Genomic DNA, 20,798 nt, shown 5'->3' with positions numbered 1-20,798 from the left:
CACCGCCCGGACGGTCCGGCGGAACCGTTGTTCCTCGCGCGGCCCCCACGCGAACCCGTACTGCGACCGGAGACCATCGGGCAGCATCCCGACGGTCACGATACAGGATCGTCGCGCGGTCCTGCTGCACGCTCTGCGCGATGCCGTCCCGCTCGGCACGCGCGACGGAGTACGACCCGGCACGGATCTGCACCCGTTCGGCGAGCCCAGCGAAGGTCCAGGCGAACACCGCGGACGCGGCGGTCAGCACGAGCGTGGGGGCCGCGGCCAGGAACGCCGCGACGGCGACCGGCACCTCGTGTGGGAACTCCGCTGCACCAGCGCCCCAGGTCACGGCGTTCACCGCGGCCAGGACGACCCCGCCGATCGTCAGGTCGGTCCACGGACGGTAGGGCGCGACCATGACGATGCCGGTCGCGGTGATCAGGGACATGAAGTCGTTCAGGGCACTCCGGTCCGGCCCCCACTGCGCGGCGACGCTCGTGACCGACGCCAGGCCGAGCAACCCGACGTGCGCGACGAACGCCCAACGCGGGAACGGCGCACGGAACGGACTCGAGGCAGCGAGCACCACCACCGCCGAGGCCGCGACGAGCAGCACGGTGAGGGCGCTGAGCGTCGGGCTGCCCTCGACGTCGCGGTCGAAGACCGACACGAGCAGGGCCCAGACGACGCTGCCGGCCCCGAGGACGACGGCCAGGGGCCGCGACCCCATCGCGCCGAGCGGGTCGTACTGCTGTGCGGTCCGGCGGGAGCCCCATCCGGACCCGTGGCGCTGCCCGGCCGCCGTCATCGCTCGGCCTCCCTGCCGTCGCCGAGCGCCGGCACGGTGACCGCGCCGGTGACCGGTCCGTAGGGCACGGTCATCATGACGCTCGTGCCGGAGCCGGGCGACGACCAGATCTGGACGTCACCGCCGACCCGGCCGATGCGCTCACGCACCGAACCGCGGAGGCCCATCCGGTCGGCGCCGGTGGCGTCCTCGTCGAACCCGCGGCCGTCGTCGACGACCATGACGGTGCAGGACGCGCTGTCGTCGAAGACGCTCACCTCGGCGGCGTCGGTCCCCGCGTGCTTCCGCACGTTGGCCAGGCACTGCCCGACGGCCCGGACGACCGCCGACAGCGCGCGCTGGTCCAGGCGCTCGAGTGCGGAGGGGTCCCCGGAGACCGTGACGTCCAGCCCGAGCGTGCGGTGTTCGTCGACCATGGCGACGAACGCCTCGGCCGCAGCCCCGGGACGCGGACGGGCGATCGGCGTGAGCCACCCCTTGCCGGTGAGCACCGCGACGTCGGCGTCGACCGTCTCGGCGAGGTGGGGGTCCATCGGGCCGTCCGGCGCGAGGGTGATGGCGCCCAGGTGGTTGAGCACGGTGTCGTGCAGGATCGCGGACGCCTCGGCCTCGACCCCGGCCCGGTAGGCGGACACGTGTTCTTCACGCGCAGATCGCAGGAGCTCGGGCTGCACCCGTTCGCTGCGCCCCGTGCTGCGGGTGGTGAAGAGCACGAGCGCGACCACGAAGCCAAGCGTGACCCACGCCAGGATGAGCGGACGGGGCGTCTCTTCGGCCTGCACGATGGCGATCCAGGTCGCGAGTCGTCCGGTCAGGAAGCCCACGAAGGACCACAGCACGACGCGGCTCGGCACGGCCCCGGCTCCCCCGACCAGGATGAGCGGGATCACGACGAGGGACATCAGGTACGAGGTCACCCACCCGGTCGGTACCTGCTGCTGCACCCCGACGGCGAACCACCAGGCGCAGACACCGCCGACGACCAGGAACGCGATCGCCGAGACCCGGCTGCCGAACTGCACGTGCACGCCGATCATGGCGAGCATCGGGACGACCGCCAACGCGGTGCCGACGACCGGCACCCCGGGCTCGGACAGGCCGTACAGCACGAGGGTGATGGCCGCGGCCAACAGGGACCCGATGGCGCCGGCGTGGAACGCGCGCACGGTCGACCACGCGTTCACTCGCGGTGCGAGGTGCGTGGGGATGCCGAGCACGAGGTGGATCCTTCCGGGTGGCGAGGGCGCCGTCCACGATCCAACCACCGGAGCAGCGGCCGTGTACCCCGAATCCGGGGCCGTGCGGCGACCCGCACGATGATAGCGGCCCGGACCGGGGGCTTGCTGTCCCCCGAACGCGGACCGGACACGACCCGGGCAGACGCCCCTCAGAACAGCGTCTGTGCCGCCGCCGGCCGGAGCAGCCGCTGGCCGAACCCGGGGTCGGCACGCTTCAGCGGTGACACCGTCGGCACCGACCGCTCCTGCGGCAGCGCGTGTGGCCCGCCCGGGCCCAGCCCCTGCGGTACACCCGGCTGCGGCGTTCGCGGTTCGGAGAACCCCATCGACCCCGTCGCCGGGTCCACACGACCCAGCCCCACCCCGTGCGCCGCCAGGATCGGGCGGATGCGCTCCGACAGCCACCGCCGGTAGTCCTTCGGCGCGTAGGTGTTGTAGAGGTACATCGCGCGGTACCGCTGCACCAGGTCGGGTCGCTCACGGCCGAGCCACTCGAACCACCACGGCTTGACGCCGGGCCGCAGGTGCAGCGCCGAGTACATGATGCTCGTCGCACCTGCCGCGGTCGCCCGACCGATGGCGTCGTCGAGGTGCGCCCGGGTGTCGGTGATGTACGGCAGCACGGGCATCAGGAACACGGCGCAGTCGAGCCCCGCGTCGCGGATGGCCCGCACGGTCGCCAGCCTGGCCGACGTCGTCGGCGTGCCGGACTCGACCGACTGTTGCAGCGGGTCGTCGTACACGGCGATCGACATCGCGAGGTCGACCGGCACCACCTTCGCCGCCTCGGCCAGCAGCGGCAGGTCGCGGCGCAGCAGGGTGCCCTTCGTCAGGATGCTGAACGGCGTGCGCGACTCCGCCAGTGCCTCGATCACGCCGGGCATCAGCCGGTACCGCCCCTCGGCCCGCTGGTACGGGTCGGTGTTCGTGCCGAGCGCCACCGGGTGACGGTCCCACGAGGGCTTGCCGAGCTCACGACGCAGCACGTCGGCGACGTTCGTCTTCACCACGATCTGCTGGTCGAAGTCGGCGCCGCCGTCGAACTCCAGGTACGTGTGGGTCGGGCGGGCGAAGCAGTACACGCAGGCGTGGCTGCACCCGCGGTACGGGTTGATCGTCCAACCGTACGTCCCCGAGCCGTCCGCGCTCGGCACCCGGTTCAGGGCGCTCTTCGCCAGGACCTCGTGGAAGGTCACCCCGGCGAACTCGGGCGTCGTCACGCTCCGGACGAACCCGCTGTTCGATTCCATCCCGGGCAGCGCGTCGCTCTGCTCGACATCGATCGCCTGTCCACTCCACCGCATGCCGTCATTCGAACACACGTTCGAACGGACCGCAAGCCGGGCGTCGCCTAGTGGTGGAGCCCGAGGACCTTCGCGGTGCGCTCGAGCGTGGCGTCCGCCAGCTCCGGGTCGTCGCCGAGGTCCTTCCCGTAGGTCGGCACCATCGCACGGACGTCGTCCTGCCAGCCGTCCCACCGGTCCGGGAAGCACCGGCGCAGCATCGTCAGCATGATCGGCACGGCCGTCGAGGCACCCGGGGACGCCCCGAGCAGGCCGGCGATCGAGCCGTCGGCGGCGGTGATGACCTCGGTGCCGAACTGCAGCACACCACCCTTGTCCTTGTCTGGCTTGATCACCTGGACGCGCTGCCCCGCGGTGATCCGGTGCCAGTGCTCGGGTTCGGCGCTCGGCATGAAGTCGCGGAGCGCCTCGAACTTGGTGCGCTTCGATGCGAGGAGCTGGCCGACCAGGTAGCGGACCAGGTCGAAGTTCGAGAACGCGACGCTCAGCATCGGGCGGAGGTTGTGCGGCCGGATCGAGCGGAACAGGTCGAGGACCGAACCCTGCTTCAGGAACTTCGGGCTGAACCCGGCGTACGGCCCGAACATCAGCGACGAACCACCGTCGACGATGCGGGTGTCGAGGTGCGGCACCGACATCGGCGGGGCACCGACGCTGGCCTTGCCGTAGACCTTGGCGGCGTGCTTCTGCACGACCTCGGGATCGTCGGTGCGCAGGAACTCGCCCGACACCGGGAAGCCGCCGTAGCCGCGGATCTCCGGGATGCCGGACTTCTGCAGCAGGTGCAGGGCCCCACCACCGGCGCCGACGAAGACGAACTTCGCGGCGATGCGCTGCGTCGACCGACCGATCTCGTTGCGGACGTTCAGCACCCAGCCCTCGGACACCTTCGACCGGGTCAGGTTGGTGACCTGGTGCGAGGGCTCGAACTCGACACCGTCGATCTCGAGCTGGTCGAAGAGCTGGCGGGTGAGCGACCCGAAGTCGACGTCCGAGCCGGCCGCCGAGTAGGTCGCCGCGATCGGCTGGTCCTTCCTGCGACCCGGGATGAGCGCCGGCGCCCACCGCCGGATCTGCGCCGGGTCGTCCGAGAACTCGATGCCCGCGAAGAGCGGGTGGTCACGCATCGCCTCGTACCGGGCGCGCATGTAGGCGACGTTGGCCTCGCCCCACACGAAGGAGATGTGCGGGGTGGGGTTGATGAAGTTCGTGGGCTCCGGCAGCACGCCGGTCTCGACCAGGTGTGCCCAGAACTGCCGCGAGACCTGGAACTGCTCGTTGACCGTGACGGCCTTCGCGATGTCGACGCGGCCGTCCGGCAGTTCCGGCGTGTAGTTCAGCTCGCACAGTGCCGAGTGCCCGGTACCCGCGTTGTTCCACGGGTTCGAGGACTCCTGCGCCACCGTGCCGAGGCGCTCGTACACGCGGATCTTCCAGCTGGGCTCGAGCCTGTGGATGATCGCCCCGAGCGTGGCACTCATGATGCCTCCGCCGATCAGGACGACGTCGATGGGGTCCACCTGCTGCTCTGCCACCCGTCGATCCTACCGGCGGCGCCCGACAGACGGACAGGAGGCCCGTGGCGGTGTCGCCACGGGCCTCCTGTCCGTCTGCTGGTCGCGCTCGGCGCGCTACGCGTCGACGGAACGGCGCGCGACGATCGTCTCCGCGATCTGCACCGCGTTGAGCGCGGCGCCCTTCCGCAGGTTGTCGTTGCTGACGAACAGGACGAGGCCTCGGCCCTCGGGCGCGGACTGGTCGGCGCGGATGCGGCCGACGAACGCCGGGTCCTGGCCGGCGGCCTGCAGCGGGGTCGGGACCTCGGAGAGCTCGACCCCGGGCGCGCTCGACAGGATCTCGGTGGCGCGCTCGGGCGACAGCGGACGCTCGAACTCGGCGTGCACCGAGATGGAGTGCCCGGTGAACACGGGGACGCGCACGCAGGTGCCGGCGACGAGCAGGTCGGGGAGTTCGAGGATCTTCCGGCTCTCGTTCCGGAGCTTCTTCTCCTCGTCGGTCTCGCCCAGGCCGTCCTCGACGATGCTGCCGGCGAGCGGCACGACGTCGAAGGCGATCGGGCGGACGTACTTGACCGGCTCGGGGAACGTCACGGCGGATCCGTCGTGCGTCAGCGCGGCGGTGTCCTGCTCGAGCGCGGCCGTCGCCTGGCCCAGGAGTTCCTCGACCCCGGCGAGCCCGGAACCCGAGACCGCCTGGTAGGTCGTGGCGACGAGTCGGCGGAGCCCGGACTCGGTGTCGAGCACCTTGAGCACCGGCATGATCGCCATGGTCGTGCAGTTCGGGTTCGCGATGATCCCCTTCGGCGCCTGGTCGATGGCGTGCGGGTTCACCTCGCTCACGACGAGCGGGACGTCGGGGTCCATGCGCCAGGCACTCGAGTTGTCGACGACGAGTGCCCCGGCGGCGGCGAACTTCGGCGCGAGGGCCCGCGAGGCGGTTGCCCCGGCGGAGAACAGCGCGATGTCGATGCCGGACGGGTCGGCGAGCTCGGAGTCCTCGACCACGATCTGCTCGCCCCGGAACGGCAGCGTCGTACCGGCGGAACGGGCGCTCGCGAAGAAGCGGACCCGGTCGGCCGGGAACGCGCGCTCTTCGAGCAGGCGACGCATCACGGCGCCGACCTGGCCGGTGGCGCCGACGACGGCGACGGTGAGGGTGCTCATGCGGTGCTCCTGGTGGTTCAGCGGATCGACGGGGCGGCGGGCGTCAGCGGCCGGTACCGGCGTAGACGACGGCCTCGGCGTCGGCGTCGAGGCCGAACGCACTGTGCACGACGCGCATCGCCTCGTTCAGGGTGTCGGCGCGGGTCACGACCGAGATGCGGATCTCGGACGTGGAGATCATCTCGATGTTGATCGATGCGTCGTGCAGGGCGCGGAACAGCTGCGCCGAGACACCGGCGTTCGTGCGCATGCCGGCACCGACCAGGGCGAGCTTGCCGATCTGGTCGTCGTACTGGATGCTCTCGTAACCGATGTCGGCCTTCGCGACCTCGAGCGCCGTCAGCACGGTCTGACCCTGGTCCTTCGGCAGGGTGAACGAGATGTCCGTCCGCCCGGTCGAGGCTGCCGACACGTTCTGGACGATCATGTCGATGTTCGCCCCGGCGCGCGCGACGTTCGTGAAGATCTCGGCGGCCTTGCCCGGCTGGTCCGGGACCCCCACGACGGTGATCTTGCCCTCGGAGAGGTCTCCGGCGATCCCGGTGATGATCGGTTCTTCCACGGTTTCCCCCTCGGCAGGGTTGTAGACGATGGTGCCCTCGTTGTTGTTGAACGAGGACCGGACGTGCAGGGTGACGCCGTGCCGCCGGGCGTACTCGACGGCGCGGATGTACAGGACCTTGGCACCCGATGCTGCGAGCTCGAGCATCTCCTCGCTGGTGACGCGGTCGACCTTGCGTGCCTTCGGCACGACACGGGGGTCGGCGGTGAAGATGCCGTCGACGTCGGTGTAGATCTCGCAGACGTCGGCGTCGAGTGCAGCGGCGAGGGCGACGGCCGTGGTGTCCGAGCCGCCTCGACCGAGCGTGGTGATCTCGCCCGTGGTGCGGTTGAAGCCCTGGAACCCGGCGACGATCGCGACGTGCCCGGAGTCGAGCGCCTCACGCACGCGCTTCGGGGTGACGTCGACGATGCGCGCCTTGCCGTGCTGCGCGTCGGTGAGCATGCCGGCCTGGCTGCCGGTGTAGGACGATGCTTCGACCCCGAGGCTCTTGATCGCCATCGCGAGCAGCGCCATCGAGATGCGCTCCCCCGCGGTCAGGAGCATGTCGAGCTCACGGCCGGCGGGGATCGGCGTGACGGAGTGCGCGAGGTCGACGAGTTCGTCGGTGGTGTCGCCCATCGCCGACACCGCCACGACCACGTCGTTGCCGGCCTTCTTCGTCTCGACGATCCGCTTCGCCACGCGCTTGATGCTCTCGGCGTCCGCGACGGATGAACCACCGAACTTCTGCACGATCAAGGCCACTGGACGGTACTCCCGGAGACGGCGACACCGCGAGGTCACGCGGTCTCACAATGGTAGTCGGTGTTTCGGGGATGTTGCGTGCGAGCGGGCCCGCACGCAAGGATCCTGCGTGGCGGTCAGCCGCCGACGACGCGGCGCCCCTCGAAGGCACGACCGAGCGTGACCTCGTCGGCGTACTCCAGGTCGCCGCCGACCGGCAGCCCCGACGCGAGCCGGGTGGTGCGGATCCCCATCGGGACGAGCAGCCGGCTCAAGTAGGTCGCCGTCGCCTCGCCCTCGAGGTTCGGGTCGGTCGCGATGATGACCTCGGCCACGGTGCCGTCGGCCAGACGCGTCATGAGCTGCTGGATGCGCAGGTCGTCCGGTCCGATGCCGTCGATCGGGCTGATCGCCCCGCCGAGCACGTGGTACAGCCCGCGGAACTCGCGGGTGCGCTCGATCGCCGCGACGTCCTTCGCCTCTTCCACCACGCAGATCGTGGCCGGCGAGCGGCGCGGGTCGCGGCAGATGCTGCACTGGACGTTCTCGGTGACGTTGCCGCAGATCTCGCAGAAGCGGACGCGCTCCTTGACGTCGGCGAGCAGCTCGGACAGCCGGCTCGGATCGAACGACTCGGTCTGCAGGATGTGGAAGGCGATGCGCTGCGCCGACTTCGGGCCGATGCCGGGCAGGCGACCGAACTCGTCGATGAGGTCCTGGACGATCCCGTCGTACATCAGGCACCGTCCTGGTGGAGAGCGGTCTCCTCGATGAACTGGGCGTTGAGGATCTCACGCACGACGGCCTCCCCGTACCGGCCGGCGACCGGGGCGCGTCGCGCGGGCGGCGCGGTGCGCGCGGGAGCGGCGGCCGACTGTGCCGCGCGCTGCGGGGCGGCCTGCTGCGTCTGGCCCGCCGACGCCGCGGCTGCGGGCGCTGCGGATGCTGCGGGCGCTGGGCCTCGTCCGATCCCCGGGTCGGGGAACGGGGCGCCGTCGTCGTACGGTTCGTCGTCGAGCGGGTAGTCATCGACCGGCACACCCGGGACGACGGGTCCGCCGGGAGGCGCGGCTGCCGCTCCGGGAGCCGCCTGCGGACCCGGGGTGGTCGGCTGGTCGGGCTGCCCGGCCGTGGCACCGGCCGGTCGCGCGGGTGCGGCCGACGGTGCCGGCTCGGTCGGCTGGGGCGCGCTCGTCTCGGCCGGAGCGACCGGCGCGGACGCCGGCACGGTGCCGAAGGGTGCTGCCCAGCTGGGCTCGACGGACTCCGAGACGGCGTCGGCGGTGGGGTCGCTGGCGGGGATGGTCGCGACCGCCCAGTCCGTCACCGGCGCACCGGAGGGAGCGGGGGTCGACTCAGCCGGTGCCTGGCTGCGCTGCGGCGCGGACGCGGTCGGCGCTGCCTTCGGCGCCGGCGCGGACTTCGGTGCCGGCGCCGCCGTCGGCGCGGGAGCTGTCGTCGACTCGGGCGTTGCCGACGCGGCCTGCGACTCCGTGGCAGGGGCGGCCGTCGGCGTGGGAGCGGCAGCGGCCACCTGCGTGGCGGGGGCCGGACGCTGGGCCGGTGCGGCCTGCTGTGCCGGAGCCTGCTGCTGCTGCTGCTGCTGCTGGGGACGCTGCTGCTGCTGCTGGGGACGCTGCTGCTGTCCGGGCCCGCGGGCGACGAACTTCACCCGGAGCCCGAGGACGTCCACGATGGCAGCGCGCAGCAGTTCGCTGACGCTGGCCGACGGGTCGGACATCTCCTTGAACGAGGCGACGTCCTGCTGGCTCGGGAACGTCAGCGTCAGCACGTCGTCACGCAGCGCGGTGACCTGCGCCGTGACGACCACCGACCACGCCGAACGCTTGGCGTGCTGCACGTGCTCGACGATCTGCGGCCAGGAGTCGCGCATCTGCTGGAAGCCGACCGCACCGACGGTCCGGACGGCGGGCTCGTCACCGATCGTCGTGCCCTGGCCGGTGGACGACGGGCTGACCGGCTCGGCCGCGGGCTTCGCGGGCTCCAGCTTGGACGGCTCTGACTTCGCGGGCTCTGACTTCGCGGGCTCGGTCGAGGTCGGCGCAGGCGCCCCGGGAGTACTCGGAGCGACCGCTGCCCATGACGCTGCGGCGTCGCGAGCCACGGCGCCGGAGTCGGCCTGCGGCGCGGCGGGCTGCTCGACGGGACGCTGGGCCGTCGTACGAGCCGCTGCAGGAGCGGGCGTCGGGGCGAGGGAGGGAGCAGGCGCTGCGGGTGCCGCGGCTGCCGGCTGCTCACGACGCGGTGCAGCGGCGACGGCGGGAGCGGGAGCGGACTGCTCGCCGACGCCGGCGTCGTGCCCACCGGCGTCGCCCACCCCGACACGACGTTCCAGCCGCTCCACGCGGGCGAGGGCTCCGCGCTGGGTGTCGTCGGCCTCGGGCACGAGCATCCGGGCCGTCATGAGTTCGAGGTGCAACCGGGGCGAGGTCGCGCCGGTCATCTCGGTGAGGGCCCGGTTCGCGATGTCGGCTGAGCGGGAGAGCCCGGTCGCACCGAAGACCCCGGCCTGGCGGCTCATGGTGTCGAGTTCTTCCGGTGAGACCCCGCGCAGGACGGCGGCGGCGCTCTCGTTCGTCGCCGCGACGACGATCAGGTCGCGCAGGCGCTCGAGCAGGTCCTCGACGAAGCGCCGGGGGTCCTGTCCGGTCTGCACGACCCGGTCGATCGCGGCGAACGCGGACGCCGGGTCGGCGACGGCCAGGGCGTCGACGACGTCGTCGAGCAGGGCGGCGTCGGTGTAGCCGAGCAGGGCCACGGCACGCTCGTAGGCGATCGCACCGTCTTCGCTGCCGGCCATGAGCTGGTCGAGCAGCGACAGGGTGTCGCGGACGGACCCACCGCCGGCGCGCACCACCAGGGGCAGGACGCCGGGGGCCACCGACACGGACTCCTGCGTGCAGAGCTGCTCGACGTACTCGAGCATCGCCGCGGGTGGGACGAGCCGGAACGGGTAGTGGTGGGTGCGCGACCGGATGGTGCCGATGACCTTCTCGGGCTCGGTCGTCGCGAAGATGAACTTGACGTGCTCCGGCGGTTCCTCGACCAGCTTGAGCAGCGCGTTGAAGCCCTGCGGCGTCACCATGTGCGCTTCGTCGAGGATGAAGATCTTGTAGCGGTCGCGAGCCGGCGCGAACACGGCCCGGTCGCGCAGGTCACGCGCGTCGTCGACACCGTTGTGGCTCGCGGCGTCGATCTCGATGACGTCGAGTGAACCGCTGCCGTCGCGGGCGAGTTCCACGCAGCTCGGGCAGACGCCGCACGGGGTGTCGGTCGGGCCCTCGGCGCAGTTCAGGCAGCGCGCGAGGATGCGGGCCGAGGTCGTCTTGCCGCAGCCACGGGGCCCGCTGAACAGGTAGGCATGGTTGACGCGGTTCGTGCGGAGCGCCGTGCGGAGCGGGTCGGTGACCTGCGACTGCCCGATCAGCTCGGCGAAGTTCTCGGGCCGGTAACGGCGATACAGGGCGGTGACCACGCGACAAGGGTAGCCGTCACGACCGACAAGCCGCGTGCCCTTCCACAGCTCCGGTCAGCGCGCGTGCGCAGCCCCGGCTCCCCCTCCCCGGAAACGAAGAAGACTCCTCACGCACCCGCCAGAGCCTGGTTACCCTTGCTGCGTTTCCGCCCTGGGGGAGTTGGCCTGGATGGCGTCACGTGAGGAGCCGCCGAGAAGTCTACCGGACGCGACGGGCAGACTCGAACACATGAAGATCGCCATCGCCGGAGGACACGGCCAGATCGCCCTGCTCCTCGCCCGCCAGATCACCGACGCCGGCCACGACGCCGTCGCGATCGTCCGCAACCCCGCGCACGTGGCCGACGTCGAGCAACAGGGGGCGCGTGCGATCGTCGCCGACCTGGAGCAGCTCGGCGACGACGACCTGGCGCTCCGCCTGCGCGGTGTCGATGCCGTGGTGTTCGCCGCCGGTGCCGGGCCGAACAGCGGCGCCGAGCGGAAGCTCACCGTCGACCGTGACGGTGCCATCCTGCTCGCCGACGCCGCCGAGCGTGCCGGCATCGAGCGCTACGTGATGATCTCCGCGATGGCGGCCGACACCTACGACCCGGAGCTCGCCGTCGTGCCCGCGCAGGACGACGCCGCGGTGTTCCAGGTCTACCTGCGGGCGAAGGCCGAGGCGGACGCGAACCTGCGGGCCCGACGCCTCCGCTGGACGATCGTGCGTCCCGGCGGCCTGCTCGACACGCCGCCGCAGGGCACCGTCGACGTCGGTCGGACGGTACCGCGCGGCTCGATCCCCCGCGCGGACGTCGCGACCGTGGTCCTGCACGCCCTGCTCGACGACGCGGCGGTCGGCGTGCAGTTCGAGGTCACCAGCGGCGACACCCCGATCCCGGCGGCGCTGGACGCACTCACCTGAGCGGTCGGTGGAGCCCGCACCGTGCGAGTCCCTCGCCGAAGGCGCCGGGCCGCGCACGTGCCACCCGCTCACCCGGTTCGGACTTCCGCGCCCCGTGCCGCGCTGCAAGCGCGCACCCAGCCGCCAGCCCCGCACCGACCCACGAACACCGCACCGTGCGCCGCTCCGCCGTGCCGCCGTGCCGCAAGGCGGCTCGGCGTCACGCGTCAGAGCGCGACCGCAGCCGACTGCCGGGCGATCTCGAGCTCCTCGTTCGTCGGGACCACGAGCACCGCGACCCGTGAGCCGTCGGTCGAGATGCGGCGGGCGTCGCGCGACGCCAGCTCGTTGCGGTCCGGGTCGATCTCGATGCCCAGGTGCTCGAGCCCCGCGAGCACGCGCCGTCGCAGCAGCGCGTTGTTCTCGCCGACGCCCGCGGTGAACACGACCGCGTCGAGCCCGCCGAGCTGCGCCGTGTAGGCGCCCACGTAGCGACGGATGCGGTGGCGGTACACGGCGAGCGCCGCCTCCGCCTGCTCGTCGCCCTTGGTGGCCGCGTCCTGGACGTCGCGCATGTCGCCGTTGCCGGTCAGGCCGAGCAGGCCGGACCGCTTGTTGAGCATCGTGTCGAGCTCGTCGAAGGTCATCCCGGCCTCGCGGTGCAGGTGGATGAGCACCGCGGGGTCGAGGTCGCCGGAGCGGGTGCCCATGACGAGCCCCTCGAGCGGCGTGAGCCCCATCGAGGTCTCGATGGACCTCCCGCCGTCGATGGCCGCGACCGAGGCGCCGTTGCCCAGGTGCAGCACGATCGTCTTGAGTTCGGCGAGCGGCCGGTCGAGGAACTCCGCGGCCTGCTCGGAGACGTACTTGTGGCTGGTGCCGTGCATGCCGTAGCGGCGGATCCCGTACTCGGCGGCCAGGTCGGCGGGGATCGCGTACGTGTACGCGTGCGGCGGCATCGTCTGGTGGAACGCGGTGTCGAACACGGCGACGTGCGGGACGTCCGAGAAGACCTGCTTCGCGGCCCGGATCCCCTCGAGGTTCGCGGGGTTGTGCAGCGGCGCGAGGCTGTTGAGGTCCTCGATCTGCTGCTCGACCTCGTCCGTGACGACGGTCGCGCGGTCGAAGGTGGTCCCCCCGTGCACGACACGGTGGCCGACGACGGCGGGCGGGTGCTCGTCGAACGACGGGCCGACCTTCGCGAACGCGTCGATCATCGCCTGGAACCCGGCGGCGTGGTCGGGCACCGACGCCGAGTCGTTCGACGACGACTCCCCCGTCAGCGCGTTGGTGTGCTTCCAGGCCCCGGCGGACTCGCCGATGCGCTCGACGAGCCCCGAGGCGAGCGTGCGCTCGTCCTCGAGTTCGATGAGCTGGTACTTGAACGAACTCGAGCCGGAGTTGACGACGAGGGCTGCGGTCACGGGGTGGTCACTTTCTGTCGGGCCTGGAGGCGCGGTGCGGGTCGGGCGGTCAGGCCGCGTCGGTCGCGGTACCGGCCTGGATCGCGGTGATGGCGACGGTGTTCACGATGTCGCCCACCAGGGCGCCGCGCGACAGGTCGTTGATCGGCTTGCGCAGGCCCTGCAGGACCGGGCCGATCGCCACGGCGCCGGCCGAGCGCTGCACGGCCTTGTACGTGTTGTTGCCGGTGTTGAGGTCCGGGAAGATGAACACCGTCGCCCGACCCGCGACCGGCGAGCCCGGCATCTTGGTCGACGCGACCGTGGGGTCGGCTGCGGCGTCGTACTGGATCGGGCCCTCGACGAGCAGGTCGGGTCGGCGGTCCCGCACGAACGCGGTGCCGGCGCGCACCTTGTCGACGTCGGCGCCGGAGCCGCTGTCGCCGGTGGAGTAGCTGAGCATCGCGACGCGGGGGTCGATGCCGAACTGGGTCGCCGTCTCGGCCGACGAGATCGCGATGTCGGCGAGCTGCTCGCTCGTGGGGTCCGGGATCACCGCGCAGTCGCCGTAGACGAGCACGCGGTCGGCGAGCGCCATCAGGAACACGCTGGACACGATCGAGGTGTCCGGACGGGTCTTGATGATCTCGAACGACGGCCGGATGGTGTGCGCCGTGGTGTGCTTCGCGCCGGAGACCATGCCGTCGGCGAGTCCGAGCTGCACCATCATCGTGCCGAAGTAGGAGACATCGGTGACGGTGTCGCGGGCGAGCTCGATCGACATCCCCTTGTGGGCGCGGAGCCGGGTGTACTCCTCGGCGAAGCGTTCCCGCAGCTCGGGGTCGAACGGCGAGACGAGCTGCGCGGCCTCGAGGTCGAGGCCGAGCTCGGTCGCGCGCGTACGGATGGCGGCGGGGTCGCCGAGGATCGTCAGCTCGCAGACCTGGCGCTGCAGCAGGGTGGATGCGGCGCGGAGGATGCGGTCGTCCTCGCCCTCCGGCAGGACGATGCGCTTGCCGTAGCTGCGCGCCCGGTCGAGCAGGCCGTGCTCGAACATGAGCGGCGTGACGACCCCGGACGGGGCGAGCTGCAGCCGGTCGCGCAGGGCCTCGGCGTCGACGTGCTGCTCGAACAGGGCGAGCGCGAGGTCGGCCTTCCGGGGCGAGTCCGCGGCGAGACGGCCACGGGTCTGGGTGATCCGGAGGGCGGTGTCGTACGTGCCGAGGTCGTTCTGCGCGATCGGCAGCGAGCTCGACAGGCCCTCGAGCAGCCGGGACACCTGCGGGGCGATCTCGAACCCGCCGTTCAGGATGACGCCGGCAAGGCTCGGGAACGTCTCGGACTGGTTGGCGAGCAGCGTGGCGATGAGGACGTCGCTCCGGTCGCCGGGGACGACGACGATGCCGCCCTCGATGAGCCGGGGCAGCACGTTCTCCATGCTCATCCCCGCGACGACGGTGCCGAGGGCCTCGCGGTCGAGCAGGGCGTCGTCCCCGCGCACCAGGGTGGCGCCGGTGGCCTGCAGCAGGGCGCGGACCGTCGGGGCGACGAGCACGCGGTCCTCGGGGATCGCCCACACCGGGACGTCCGGGTGGTCGTCGTGCACGGCCTGCTCGACACTCGTCACGATGGCGGCCAGGGCGTCCGGGTCGGCGCGGTTCACCACGACGCCGAACAGCTGCGCGTGTGCCGCCCGCAGCTCGCTCGTCGTGACGTCCGCCACCTGGGCCATGCCCTCGGGGGTGCGCGCCGCACGCTCGGCGGCGTCACGGCCGCCCAGCACGAGGAGCACCGGAGCGCCGAGGTTCGCGGCGACCTTCGCGTTGAAGGACAGCTCGGTGGGGCTGCCCACGTCGGTGTAGTCGGACCCGAGCACCACGACGGCGTCGCACTGCCGCTCGACCTGCGCGAACCGGGTGACGATGGTGCCGAGCGCCGCCTCGGGGTCGGCGTGCACGTCGTCGTAGGTGACGCCGACCGCGTCGTCGTACGAGATGCCGACGGCCGTGTGCTGCAGCAGCAGCTCGAGCACGTAGTCGGGTTCGACGACCGAGCGGGCGACGGGCCGGAACACGCCGACGCGGCCGACGGACCGGGCGAGGGTCTCGAGGACACCGAGGGCGACGGTGCTCTTGCCCGTGTGCCCTTCTGCTGACGTGATGTAGATGCGGGTCGACACGACGCCCAGGGTAGTCGCCGCACATGTCACGACATCTGGGAGCACGGCCACCGACGACACGCGGTCGTGAGCACCCCGGAGAACCTGTACCATTGGGTGTCGCCGTCGCGAGACGGTGTCAGGAGAATTCGCCTAGTGGCCTATGGCGCACGCTTGGAAAGCGTGTTGGGTGCAAGCCCTCGGGGGTTCGAATCCCCCATTCTCCGCAGCGAACAGGACAGAACCACCCACGAGGGACCCGCACCGATCGGTGCGGGTCCTTCGTCGTTGCACGACCGCCCAGTCCTCCACCCTGCGGACGAGCGCGTGCCCTGTTCCCCCTGGGTTGGCCGGGAAACGCCGACCAGGGGTGGAACGGGCTGTCCCCGGTACCCGTCGGTCGCCTATGCTGGCCGAGCGAACGGCTCCGGGACGAGCCGACCGCGGTGCATCGAGCGGCAGGGGCGTCGCTCGGAGGGCGTGCTGATCAGCGTGCCCGGAACACCCGAGGGGACGAGGAGACGCGCCATGGGGGAGACAACCGTGCCCGCAGTACCCGTGCGGTCCGCCGTCTTCGACACGGTCCTCCGTCCGCGCCGGTCGCTCGTCCGTTCCACCGCGCTGAGCATCGCCTTCTCGGCCGTGCCCCTCGCCGTCGCCCTGGTCTGGGTCTCGTTCCCGTTCCGCACGTGGGCCGTGTTCGCCGGGATCGTCGTCGCGATGGCCGCGGCCGTCGGCATCGTGTTCGTCCGACTGCACACCGCGTTCATCGGGATCGACGACGACGGCCTGACGATCCGTGGCGTCCTCACGGCGCACCGGCGGGTCCCCCGCGAGCGCGTGCACAGCCTCGTGCTCGCCACGACCTTCGGCTCCTCGGTGGACCGGACCGTACGGGAACTCGTCGCCTTCGACCGGACCGGAACGCACCTCTTCCGGCTCCGCGCCGACGTCTGGGGGGACGACGGGCTCGACCGGGTCGTCGACGCGCTCGGCGTACAGGTCGTCGAGGAGTCCCGGCCGGTCTCCGCCCGCACCTTCGCGAAGCGCTACCCGACGAGCCGCGCCTGGTACGAGCAGCGGTCGGCGTTCCTGCTCGTCGGCGGCCTCGTCGTGCTGGTCGTCGGCGGGCTGCTCGCCGTGGAGTTCGCCGGCCTCAACGCCCGCTGACCCTCCCCGTCGCGGCGCGGCAGGGGCCCGCGGACCGCGGTACCCGGCTCCGTTGGTTCCGCGTCGGTGGCGACCCGAGCCTCCCGGCCGTCGGCCACGCGCCGGACGTGACCCGGGCCGCACGACCGGGGCCCGTGGAGCCCGTCTTCTCAGTGCGAGAGCGCGGGCACCGCCCGCGGGCGGACCACGAACCAGAGCATCAGGATCGCGACGGCGGCGGTCGACGCCATCACCATCGCCATCGGGGTCGCCGTCGTGATGCCGAGCCAGCCGACCACCGGCGAGATGAGCCCGGCGACGCCGAAGTTCAGGGCGCCGAGCACCGAGGCGGCGGTGCCTGCCTCCTTCCCGTGGGCAGCGAGACCGATGACCTGGACGAGCGGGAACGAGAACCCGCACGCGGCGATGAAGAACCAGAGCGGCACGAGCACGCCGACCAGACCGGCCCCGACCTGGTCGAGGACGATGATCGCGATCGATGCCAGCAGCAGGGTCGCGGTCGAGCACGCGAGGATCCACTGCGGACCCACCCGCTGGGCGAGCCGCGACGAGATCTGCACGCCCAGGACGACCCCGACGGAGTTGACGGCGAAGAGCAGCCCGTACTGCTGCGCGTCGAGCCCGTAGACCTGCTGGAACAGGAACGGCGACGCGCTGAGGTACGAGAACAGACCGCTGAACACCATGGCGCCGATGAGCGCGACACCGACGAAGATCCGGTCGGAGAACAGCGCCTTGTAGCGCTGGCCGATGGTGGAGTGCCCGGCCTCGTGCCGGCGGGCCGGCGGCAGGGTCTCGACGATGAGCAGGATCGACGCGATCACCACCGCCAGGCCGTAGCAGGCGAGGAAGACGAAGATGCCGCGCCAGCTGGTGAACTGCAGCATCTGCGAACCGATGAGCGGCGCGAGGATCGGTGCGAGGCCGTTCACCATCGCCAGACGGGACAGCATCCGCACCAGCGGCTTGCCCCCGAACAGGTCACGCACCGTCGCCATCGCGACGACACCGCCGGCCGCGGCGCCCATGCCCTGCAGCACGCGGAACACCGCGAGCAGCTCGATGTCCGGCGCGGTCGCGGCACCGATCGACGCGGCGATGTGCACCGTGGTCGCGATGATCAGCGGCAGCCGGCGGCCGACCTTGTCACTCCACGGGCCGACCAGGAGCTGCCCGATGGCGAAGCCGAGCGTCGTCGCGGTGAGCGTCAGCTGGACCGCGCCGTCGGTGACGCCGAACTGGTCCTTGATCGCCGGGAACGCCGGGAGGTACAGGTCGATCGTGAACGGACCGAGCGCCGTGAGGGCACCCAGGACGAAGACGTAGACGAGTCGCTGCCCGCGGGAGAGCGAGTCTCCCGGGTGCAGGACGACCCGGAGCGAACCGGTGGTGGCGGGCGCGGTCACGAGACAGGAGTCCTTCGACGATGAGGGGTGGAGGGGTGATCGCGGGCCGATCGAATCGATTCGTCCGCGGAACCATCCTACGGTCGCCGGTGCGTGCTCGGCGTCGCCGGTGCAGCCCGCCCGCGTGAAGCGGCTCGTGCTGCCCCTCGGCCCCGCGCGGACCATGCGGTAGCGTCGGGTTGCTCGGGGGCCTTCCGGGTGAAGCGGATCAGAAGGGGGTGGGCGTCATGGTGGATGCCCGGATCCTGCACACCACTGCAGCGCTGCGCGAGGCGATCCTGCGACTCGCCGCGGACCGACCGGTCTCGGAGATCACCGTCGCCGACGTCACGCGTGCCGCCGGCATCAACCGGGCCACGTTCTACTCGCACGCCGTCTCGCCCGGGTCGCTGCTCGCCGACGTCCTGACGCCGGAACTCGACCGCATCCGGCAGGACGACGCCGACGAACGCCGAGCCGCCGCCGACCGGGGCGCCGGAGCCGACGAGCTCGCGGCCATCACCCGGCGCGGCATCAACGCCGTCGTCGAGCACGTGACGACGCACCGTGACATCTACGGCAAGGCACTGCCGGACCCGAACGACGCCTCGCTGCACCGGCTGCTCGTCGAGCACTTCACGGTGTCGAGCGCGCTGCACATCCGCGAGCTCGACCCCGCACACCGGCCCGACCTGCTCGACGACGTGGCCGCGGGGTTCGTGGCGCAGGGCTTCGTCGGGGCGATCGAGGCCTGGCTCGCCGGACCCCGGCGGTCGCGGAAGGCGCTGGTGGAGACGATCACGCTGTCGTTCCCGACGTGGTGGAGCTGAGCGGACCGTTCCTACTCGGCGTCGGTCGTGGCGCCGTCCGTCGGGTCGGTCTCCGGCTTCTCGCCGCGCTGCAGGGACTGCACGACGTCGACCGCCGTCGCCGCGGTGTCGGCATCGTCGCCCTCGGACGGTACGCGGTAGTCGGCGGACACCCCGTCGCCACCGGTGCCGGTCGCGGGGAGCGGGTCGCCGAGGGACACCACGACGACCCCGGCATCGTGGGCGGTCTGGATCACGCCGGTCAGTGCGGACGGTCGGGCGGCGTGCACGAGCAGGGCCTTGGCGCCCTTCCGCACGAGCTGGGCGACCGCGGTCCGCTGGGACGCCGCCGCACCCGATGCCGGAGCGACCCGGACGTCCGGCCGGAACCCGGCGTCGGTCAGGTCCGTACGGAGCCGGTCGGCGAGTGCCGCGTCGTCGTGCACCAGGACGACACCGATCACGGCCTGCTGGTCGAAACCGCCGTCGGAGCTCGTCAGGTCGGTGCTCTGCACGGGTGTGGGGGCGGCCGACGTCGTGCCCTGGCACCCGGCCAGGGTCAGGGCCGCCGCCAGGGCGACGGTCACGGCGACGATGCGCAGCACGGTGGTCTCCTCTTCGGTCCGGTCTGCCACGCTACCCGGCGGCCGGGCCGTGCGACGACGACACGGTCCCGCCCGGGTCCGCCGGGACCGTCGTCGCCGGTGCCGGCACGGGGCCGAGCCGTCGAACGGCCGCGATCGCCAGTGCAGCGAACCCGATCATCGCCGCGAACACCAGGGGGAACGACACGGTGCCGTCGGCTCCACCGGTCGCGGTGAAGAGCAGGCCGGTCACCGCCAGACCGATCACGCTGCCCGCGGCATCAGCGATCGTCAGGGCCGAGCTCGCGAACCCGTCGTCGCCCTCGCCGGAGAACCGCAGGGTCAGCATCGAGGCGCGCGGGTAGATCGCGCCCATGCCCGCACCGCCGACGAACCAGCCAGCGACCAGCACCCACCACGACAGGTCGAACGTCGCGACCGCGAGCGCGGTCACCAGGCTGATGAGCACCAGCGTGAGTCCCACCCCGAAGGTGCGACGGGCGGTGAGCCGCCGCTCCCCCAGACGGCCGTGCGCCCAGCTCGACGCGGCCCAGCTGAGTGCCGCCACCGTCAGGGCGAGCCCCGCGGCCGACGGCGACAACCCGTGTTCGGCCTGCAGCAGGAACGGCACGTACGCCTCGCTCCCGAAGAACGACGCGGCGACGAGCCCGCGCAGCAGCACGACCGATGGCAGCCCGGCAGCGGCCCGGAACGTCCCGGCCGGCAGCAGCGGACGCAGGGCGAACCAGGTGCCGACCAGCCCGACGACGACCGCCGCGACCATGCCCCACGGGGCCAGGTCCGGCGCCACGTTGAGCAGCAGGATCGACACGGCCGCCGCCACCGACCACCCGATCCGGACCCGCTGCCACGGCGGGCGGAGCGACGAGGCCGGGGCGTGCAGCCGGCCGAGCGTCGGCACGAGCAGGGTGAAGGCGGCCAACGCGATCACCAGGGCCCCGGCGAACACCCAGTGCCAGTTCCAGGTGTCGGTGACGATGCCGGCCAGGGCGGGACCGATCAGCGCCGGGACGACCCAGGCCGCGGCGAACCCGGCGAACACCGGTCCGTGCAGCTCGGCGGGGAAGATCCGGGCGACGAGCACGTACAGCACCACGTCGATGGCCCCGGCGCCGAACCCCTCGACGAGCCGCCCGGCCAGGAACACCTCCATGGTCGGTGCGAGCATGACCACGGCGGTCCCCACCGCGAAGAACGCCGCCGAGACCCACGCCACGATCCGACCACCGGCGCGATCGGTCCAGTTGCCGGCGAGCACCATGCCGGGCACCCCGGCGGCGAGCGGGGCGGCGAAGGCGAGCGCGTACAGGGTCTCGCCGTCGAGGTCACGGCTGATCACCGGCATGATCGTCGTCATCGCCAGGTTCTGGAACGCCGCGACGCCGACGATCGCGACCATGCCGATCGTCGCGAGGGCGTACGGCCCGCTCAGCAGGCTGGTCCGCGACGCCGGTGTGCTCACCCGATCATCGTAGGGGCGGGCGCCGACGACACGGCAGCGGGTCGCGCGCCCCGCCGTCCTGCGCCCCGCCGTCCTGCGCCCCGTCGCCCCGCGCCCCGCCCTCCTGCGCCCCGTCGCCCC

General features: G+C 72.1%; 16 protein-coding genes, 1 tRNA gene and 1 other RNA gene. 4 read left to right on the top strand and 14 right to left on the bottom strand.

Annotated elements, in window-relative coordinates; translation table 11 throughout:
* The 9 genes from H7A73_RS18255 to ffs all read right to left on the bottom strand — a co-directional run.
* A partial coding sequence (locus H7A73_RS18255; RefSeq protein WP_411469320.1) for a hypothetical protein occupies positions 1-87 on the bottom strand: 87 nt, incomplete at its 3' end.
* 702 nt (positions 88-789) lie between these two features.
* Positions 790-2,010 carry an ATP-binding protein gene (locus H7A73_RS16780; protein ID WP_182067009.1) on the bottom strand — a complete coding sequence of 407 codons (1,221 nt, stop codon included), beginning with the start codon at positions 2,008-2,010 and terminating at the stop codon, positions 790-792.
* 170 nt (positions 2,011-2,180) lie between these two features.
* Complete coding sequence (locus tag H7A73_RS16775; protein ID WP_182067007.1) at positions 2,181-3,335, bottom strand: Rv2578c family radical SAM protein; 1,155 nt, start codon at positions 3,333-3,335, stop codon at positions 2,181-2,183.
* 47 nt (positions 3,336-3,382) lie between these two features.
* A complete protein-coding gene (locus H7A73_RS16770; RefSeq protein ID WP_182067006.1) occupies positions 3,383-4,870 on the bottom strand; it encodes a malate:quinone oxidoreductase in 1,488 nt (495 codons plus the stop codon).
* 96 nt (positions 4,871-4,966) lie between these two features.
* Positions 4,967-6,019 carry an aspartate-semialdehyde dehydrogenase gene (locus H7A73_RS16765; RefSeq protein WP_182067004.1) on the bottom strand — a complete coding sequence of 351 codons (1,053 nt, stop codon included), beginning with the start codon at positions 6,017-6,019 and terminating at the stop codon, positions 4,967-4,969.
* A 43-nt stretch (positions 6,020-6,062) separates the two neighbouring features.
* Positions 6,063-7,328, bottom strand: a complete 1,266-nt coding sequence (locus H7A73_RS16760) for an aspartate kinase (protein WP_017888681.1) — start codon at positions 7,326-7,328, stop codon at positions 6,063-6,065.
* Between the two features lie 116 nt (positions 7,329-7,444).
* Positions 7,445-8,044, bottom strand: a complete 600-nt coding sequence (gene recR / locus H7A73_RS16755; RefSeq protein ID WP_017888680.1) for a recombination mediator RecR — start codon at positions 8,042-8,044, stop codon at positions 7,445-7,447.
* A complete protein-coding gene (locus tag H7A73_RS16750) occupies positions 8,044-10,803 on the bottom strand; it encodes a DNA polymerase III subunit gamma and tau (protein WP_182067002.1) in 2,760 nt (919 codons plus the stop codon). Before H7A73_RS16750 ends, recR begins: the two co-directional genes overlap by 1 nt.
* Before the next feature lie 95 nt (positions 10,804-10,898).
* Positions 10,899-10,995, bottom strand: an RNA gene (gene ffs, locus H7A73_RS16745) — signal recognition particle sRNA small type.
* 37 nt (positions 10,996-11,032) lie between these two features.
* Here ffs and H7A73_RS16740 point away from each other — a divergent pair.
* The gene (locus H7A73_RS16740; RefSeq protein ID WP_182067000.1) at positions 11,033-11,707 is read left to right on the top strand and encodes an SDR family oxidoreductase; all 675 of its coding nucleotides are present in this window, start codon (positions 11,033-11,035) and stop codon (positions 11,705-11,707) included.
* Positions 11,708-11,913: 206 nt separating this feature from the next.
* Here the strand turns inward: H7A73_RS16740 and H7A73_RS16735 are convergent, their stop codons facing one another.
* Both H7A73_RS16735 and pta read right to left on the bottom strand, forming a co-directional pair.
* Entirely contained in the window at positions 11,914-13,110 is a 1,197-nt protein-coding gene (locus tag H7A73_RS16735; RefSeq protein ID WP_182066998.1) for an acetate/propionate family kinase, read from the bottom strand.
* 49 nt (positions 13,111-13,159) lie between these two features.
* The gene (gene pta, locus H7A73_RS16730; RefSeq protein ID WP_182066996.1) at positions 13,160-15,268 is read right to left on the bottom strand and encodes a phosphate acetyltransferase; all 2,109 of its coding nucleotides are present in this window, start codon (positions 15,266-15,268) and stop codon (positions 13,160-13,162) included.
* A 121-nt stretch (positions 15,269-15,389) separates the two neighbouring features.
* Here pta and H7A73_RS16725 point away from each other — a divergent pair.
* Together H7A73_RS16725 and H7A73_RS16720 are read left to right on the top strand one after the other, a co-directional pair.
* Positions 15,390-15,474 (top strand) — tRNA-Ser (locus H7A73_RS16725).
* A 301-nt stretch (positions 15,475-15,775) separates the two neighbouring features.
* Positions 15,776-16,417, top strand: a complete 642-nt coding sequence (locus H7A73_RS16720; protein WP_182066994.1) for a hypothetical protein — start codon at positions 15,776-15,778, stop codon at positions 16,415-16,417.
* A gap of 149 nt (positions 16,418-16,566) precedes the next feature.
* Here the strand turns inward: H7A73_RS16720 and H7A73_RS16715 are convergent, their stop codons facing one another.
* A complete protein-coding gene (locus tag H7A73_RS16715; protein WP_182066992.1) occupies positions 16,567-17,823 on the bottom strand; it encodes a multidrug effflux MFS transporter in 1,257 nt (418 codons plus the stop codon).
* Between the two features lie 227 nt (positions 17,824-18,050).
* On the opposite strand from H7A73_RS16715, the gene H7A73_RS16710 reads away from it, so the two are divergent.
* Positions 18,051-18,632, top strand: coding sequence for a TetR/AcrR family transcriptional regulator (locus H7A73_RS16710; protein ID WP_182066990.1), 582 nt, complete (start codon positions 18,051-18,053; stop codon positions 18,630-18,632).
* 11 nt (positions 18,633-18,643) lie between these two features.
* On the opposite strand, the gene H7A73_RS16705 is transcribed toward H7A73_RS16710, so the two are convergent.
* Together H7A73_RS16705 and H7A73_RS16700 are read right to left on the bottom strand one after the other, a co-directional pair.
* Positions 18,644-19,246 (bottom strand): substrate-binding domain-containing protein, encoded by a 603-nt coding sequence (locus tag H7A73_RS16705; RefSeq protein WP_182066989.1) that lies wholly within the window; start codon positions 19,244-19,246, stop codon positions 18,644-18,646.
* Between the two features lies 1 nt (position 19,247).
* Positions 19,248-20,678, bottom strand: a complete 1,431-nt coding sequence (locus H7A73_RS16700) for an MFS transporter (RefSeq protein WP_182066988.1) — start codon at positions 20,676-20,678, stop codon at positions 19,248-19,250.
* Positions 20,679-20,798 lie beyond the last annotated feature (120 nt).

Origin of the sequence: Curtobacterium sp. ME12 (assembly GCF_903970855.1) — a bacterium.
In the GTDB taxonomy this organism is placed as follows: domain Bacteria; phylum Actinomycetota; class Actinomycetes; order Actinomycetales; family Microbacteriaceae; genus Curtobacterium; species Curtobacterium poinsettiae_A.
The sequence above is the reverse complement of the archived record's forward strand: the minus strand, read 5'-3'. Positions and strand labels throughout refer to the sequence as shown.

Excerpts from the sequence above, each read along its gene's own strand:
- H7A73_RS16765 (WP_182067004.1), bottom strand. The coding sequence starts at position 6,019 with ATGAGCACCCTCACCGTCGCCGTCGTCGGCGCCACCGGCCAGGTCGGC.
- recR (WP_017888680.1), bottom strand. The coding sequence starts at position 8,044 with ATGTACGACGGGATCGTCCAGGACCTCATCGACGAGTTCGGTCGCCTG.
- H7A73_RS16775 (WP_182067007.1), bottom strand. The coding sequence starts at position 3,335 with ATGCGGTGGAGTGGACAGGCGATCGATGTCGAGCAGAGCGACGCGCTG.
- H7A73_RS16710 (WP_182066990.1), top strand. The coding sequence starts at position 18,051 with ATGGTGGATGCCCGGATCCTGCACACCACTGCAGCGCTGCGCGAGGCG.
- H7A73_RS16740 (WP_182067000.1), top strand. The coding sequence starts at position 11,033 with ATGAAGATCGCCATCGCCGGAGGACACGGCCAGATCGCCCTGCTCCTC.
- H7A73_RS16720 (WP_182066994.1), top strand. The coding sequence starts at position 15,776 with ATGGGGGAGACAACCGTGCCCGCAGTACCCGTGCGGTCCGCCGTCTTC.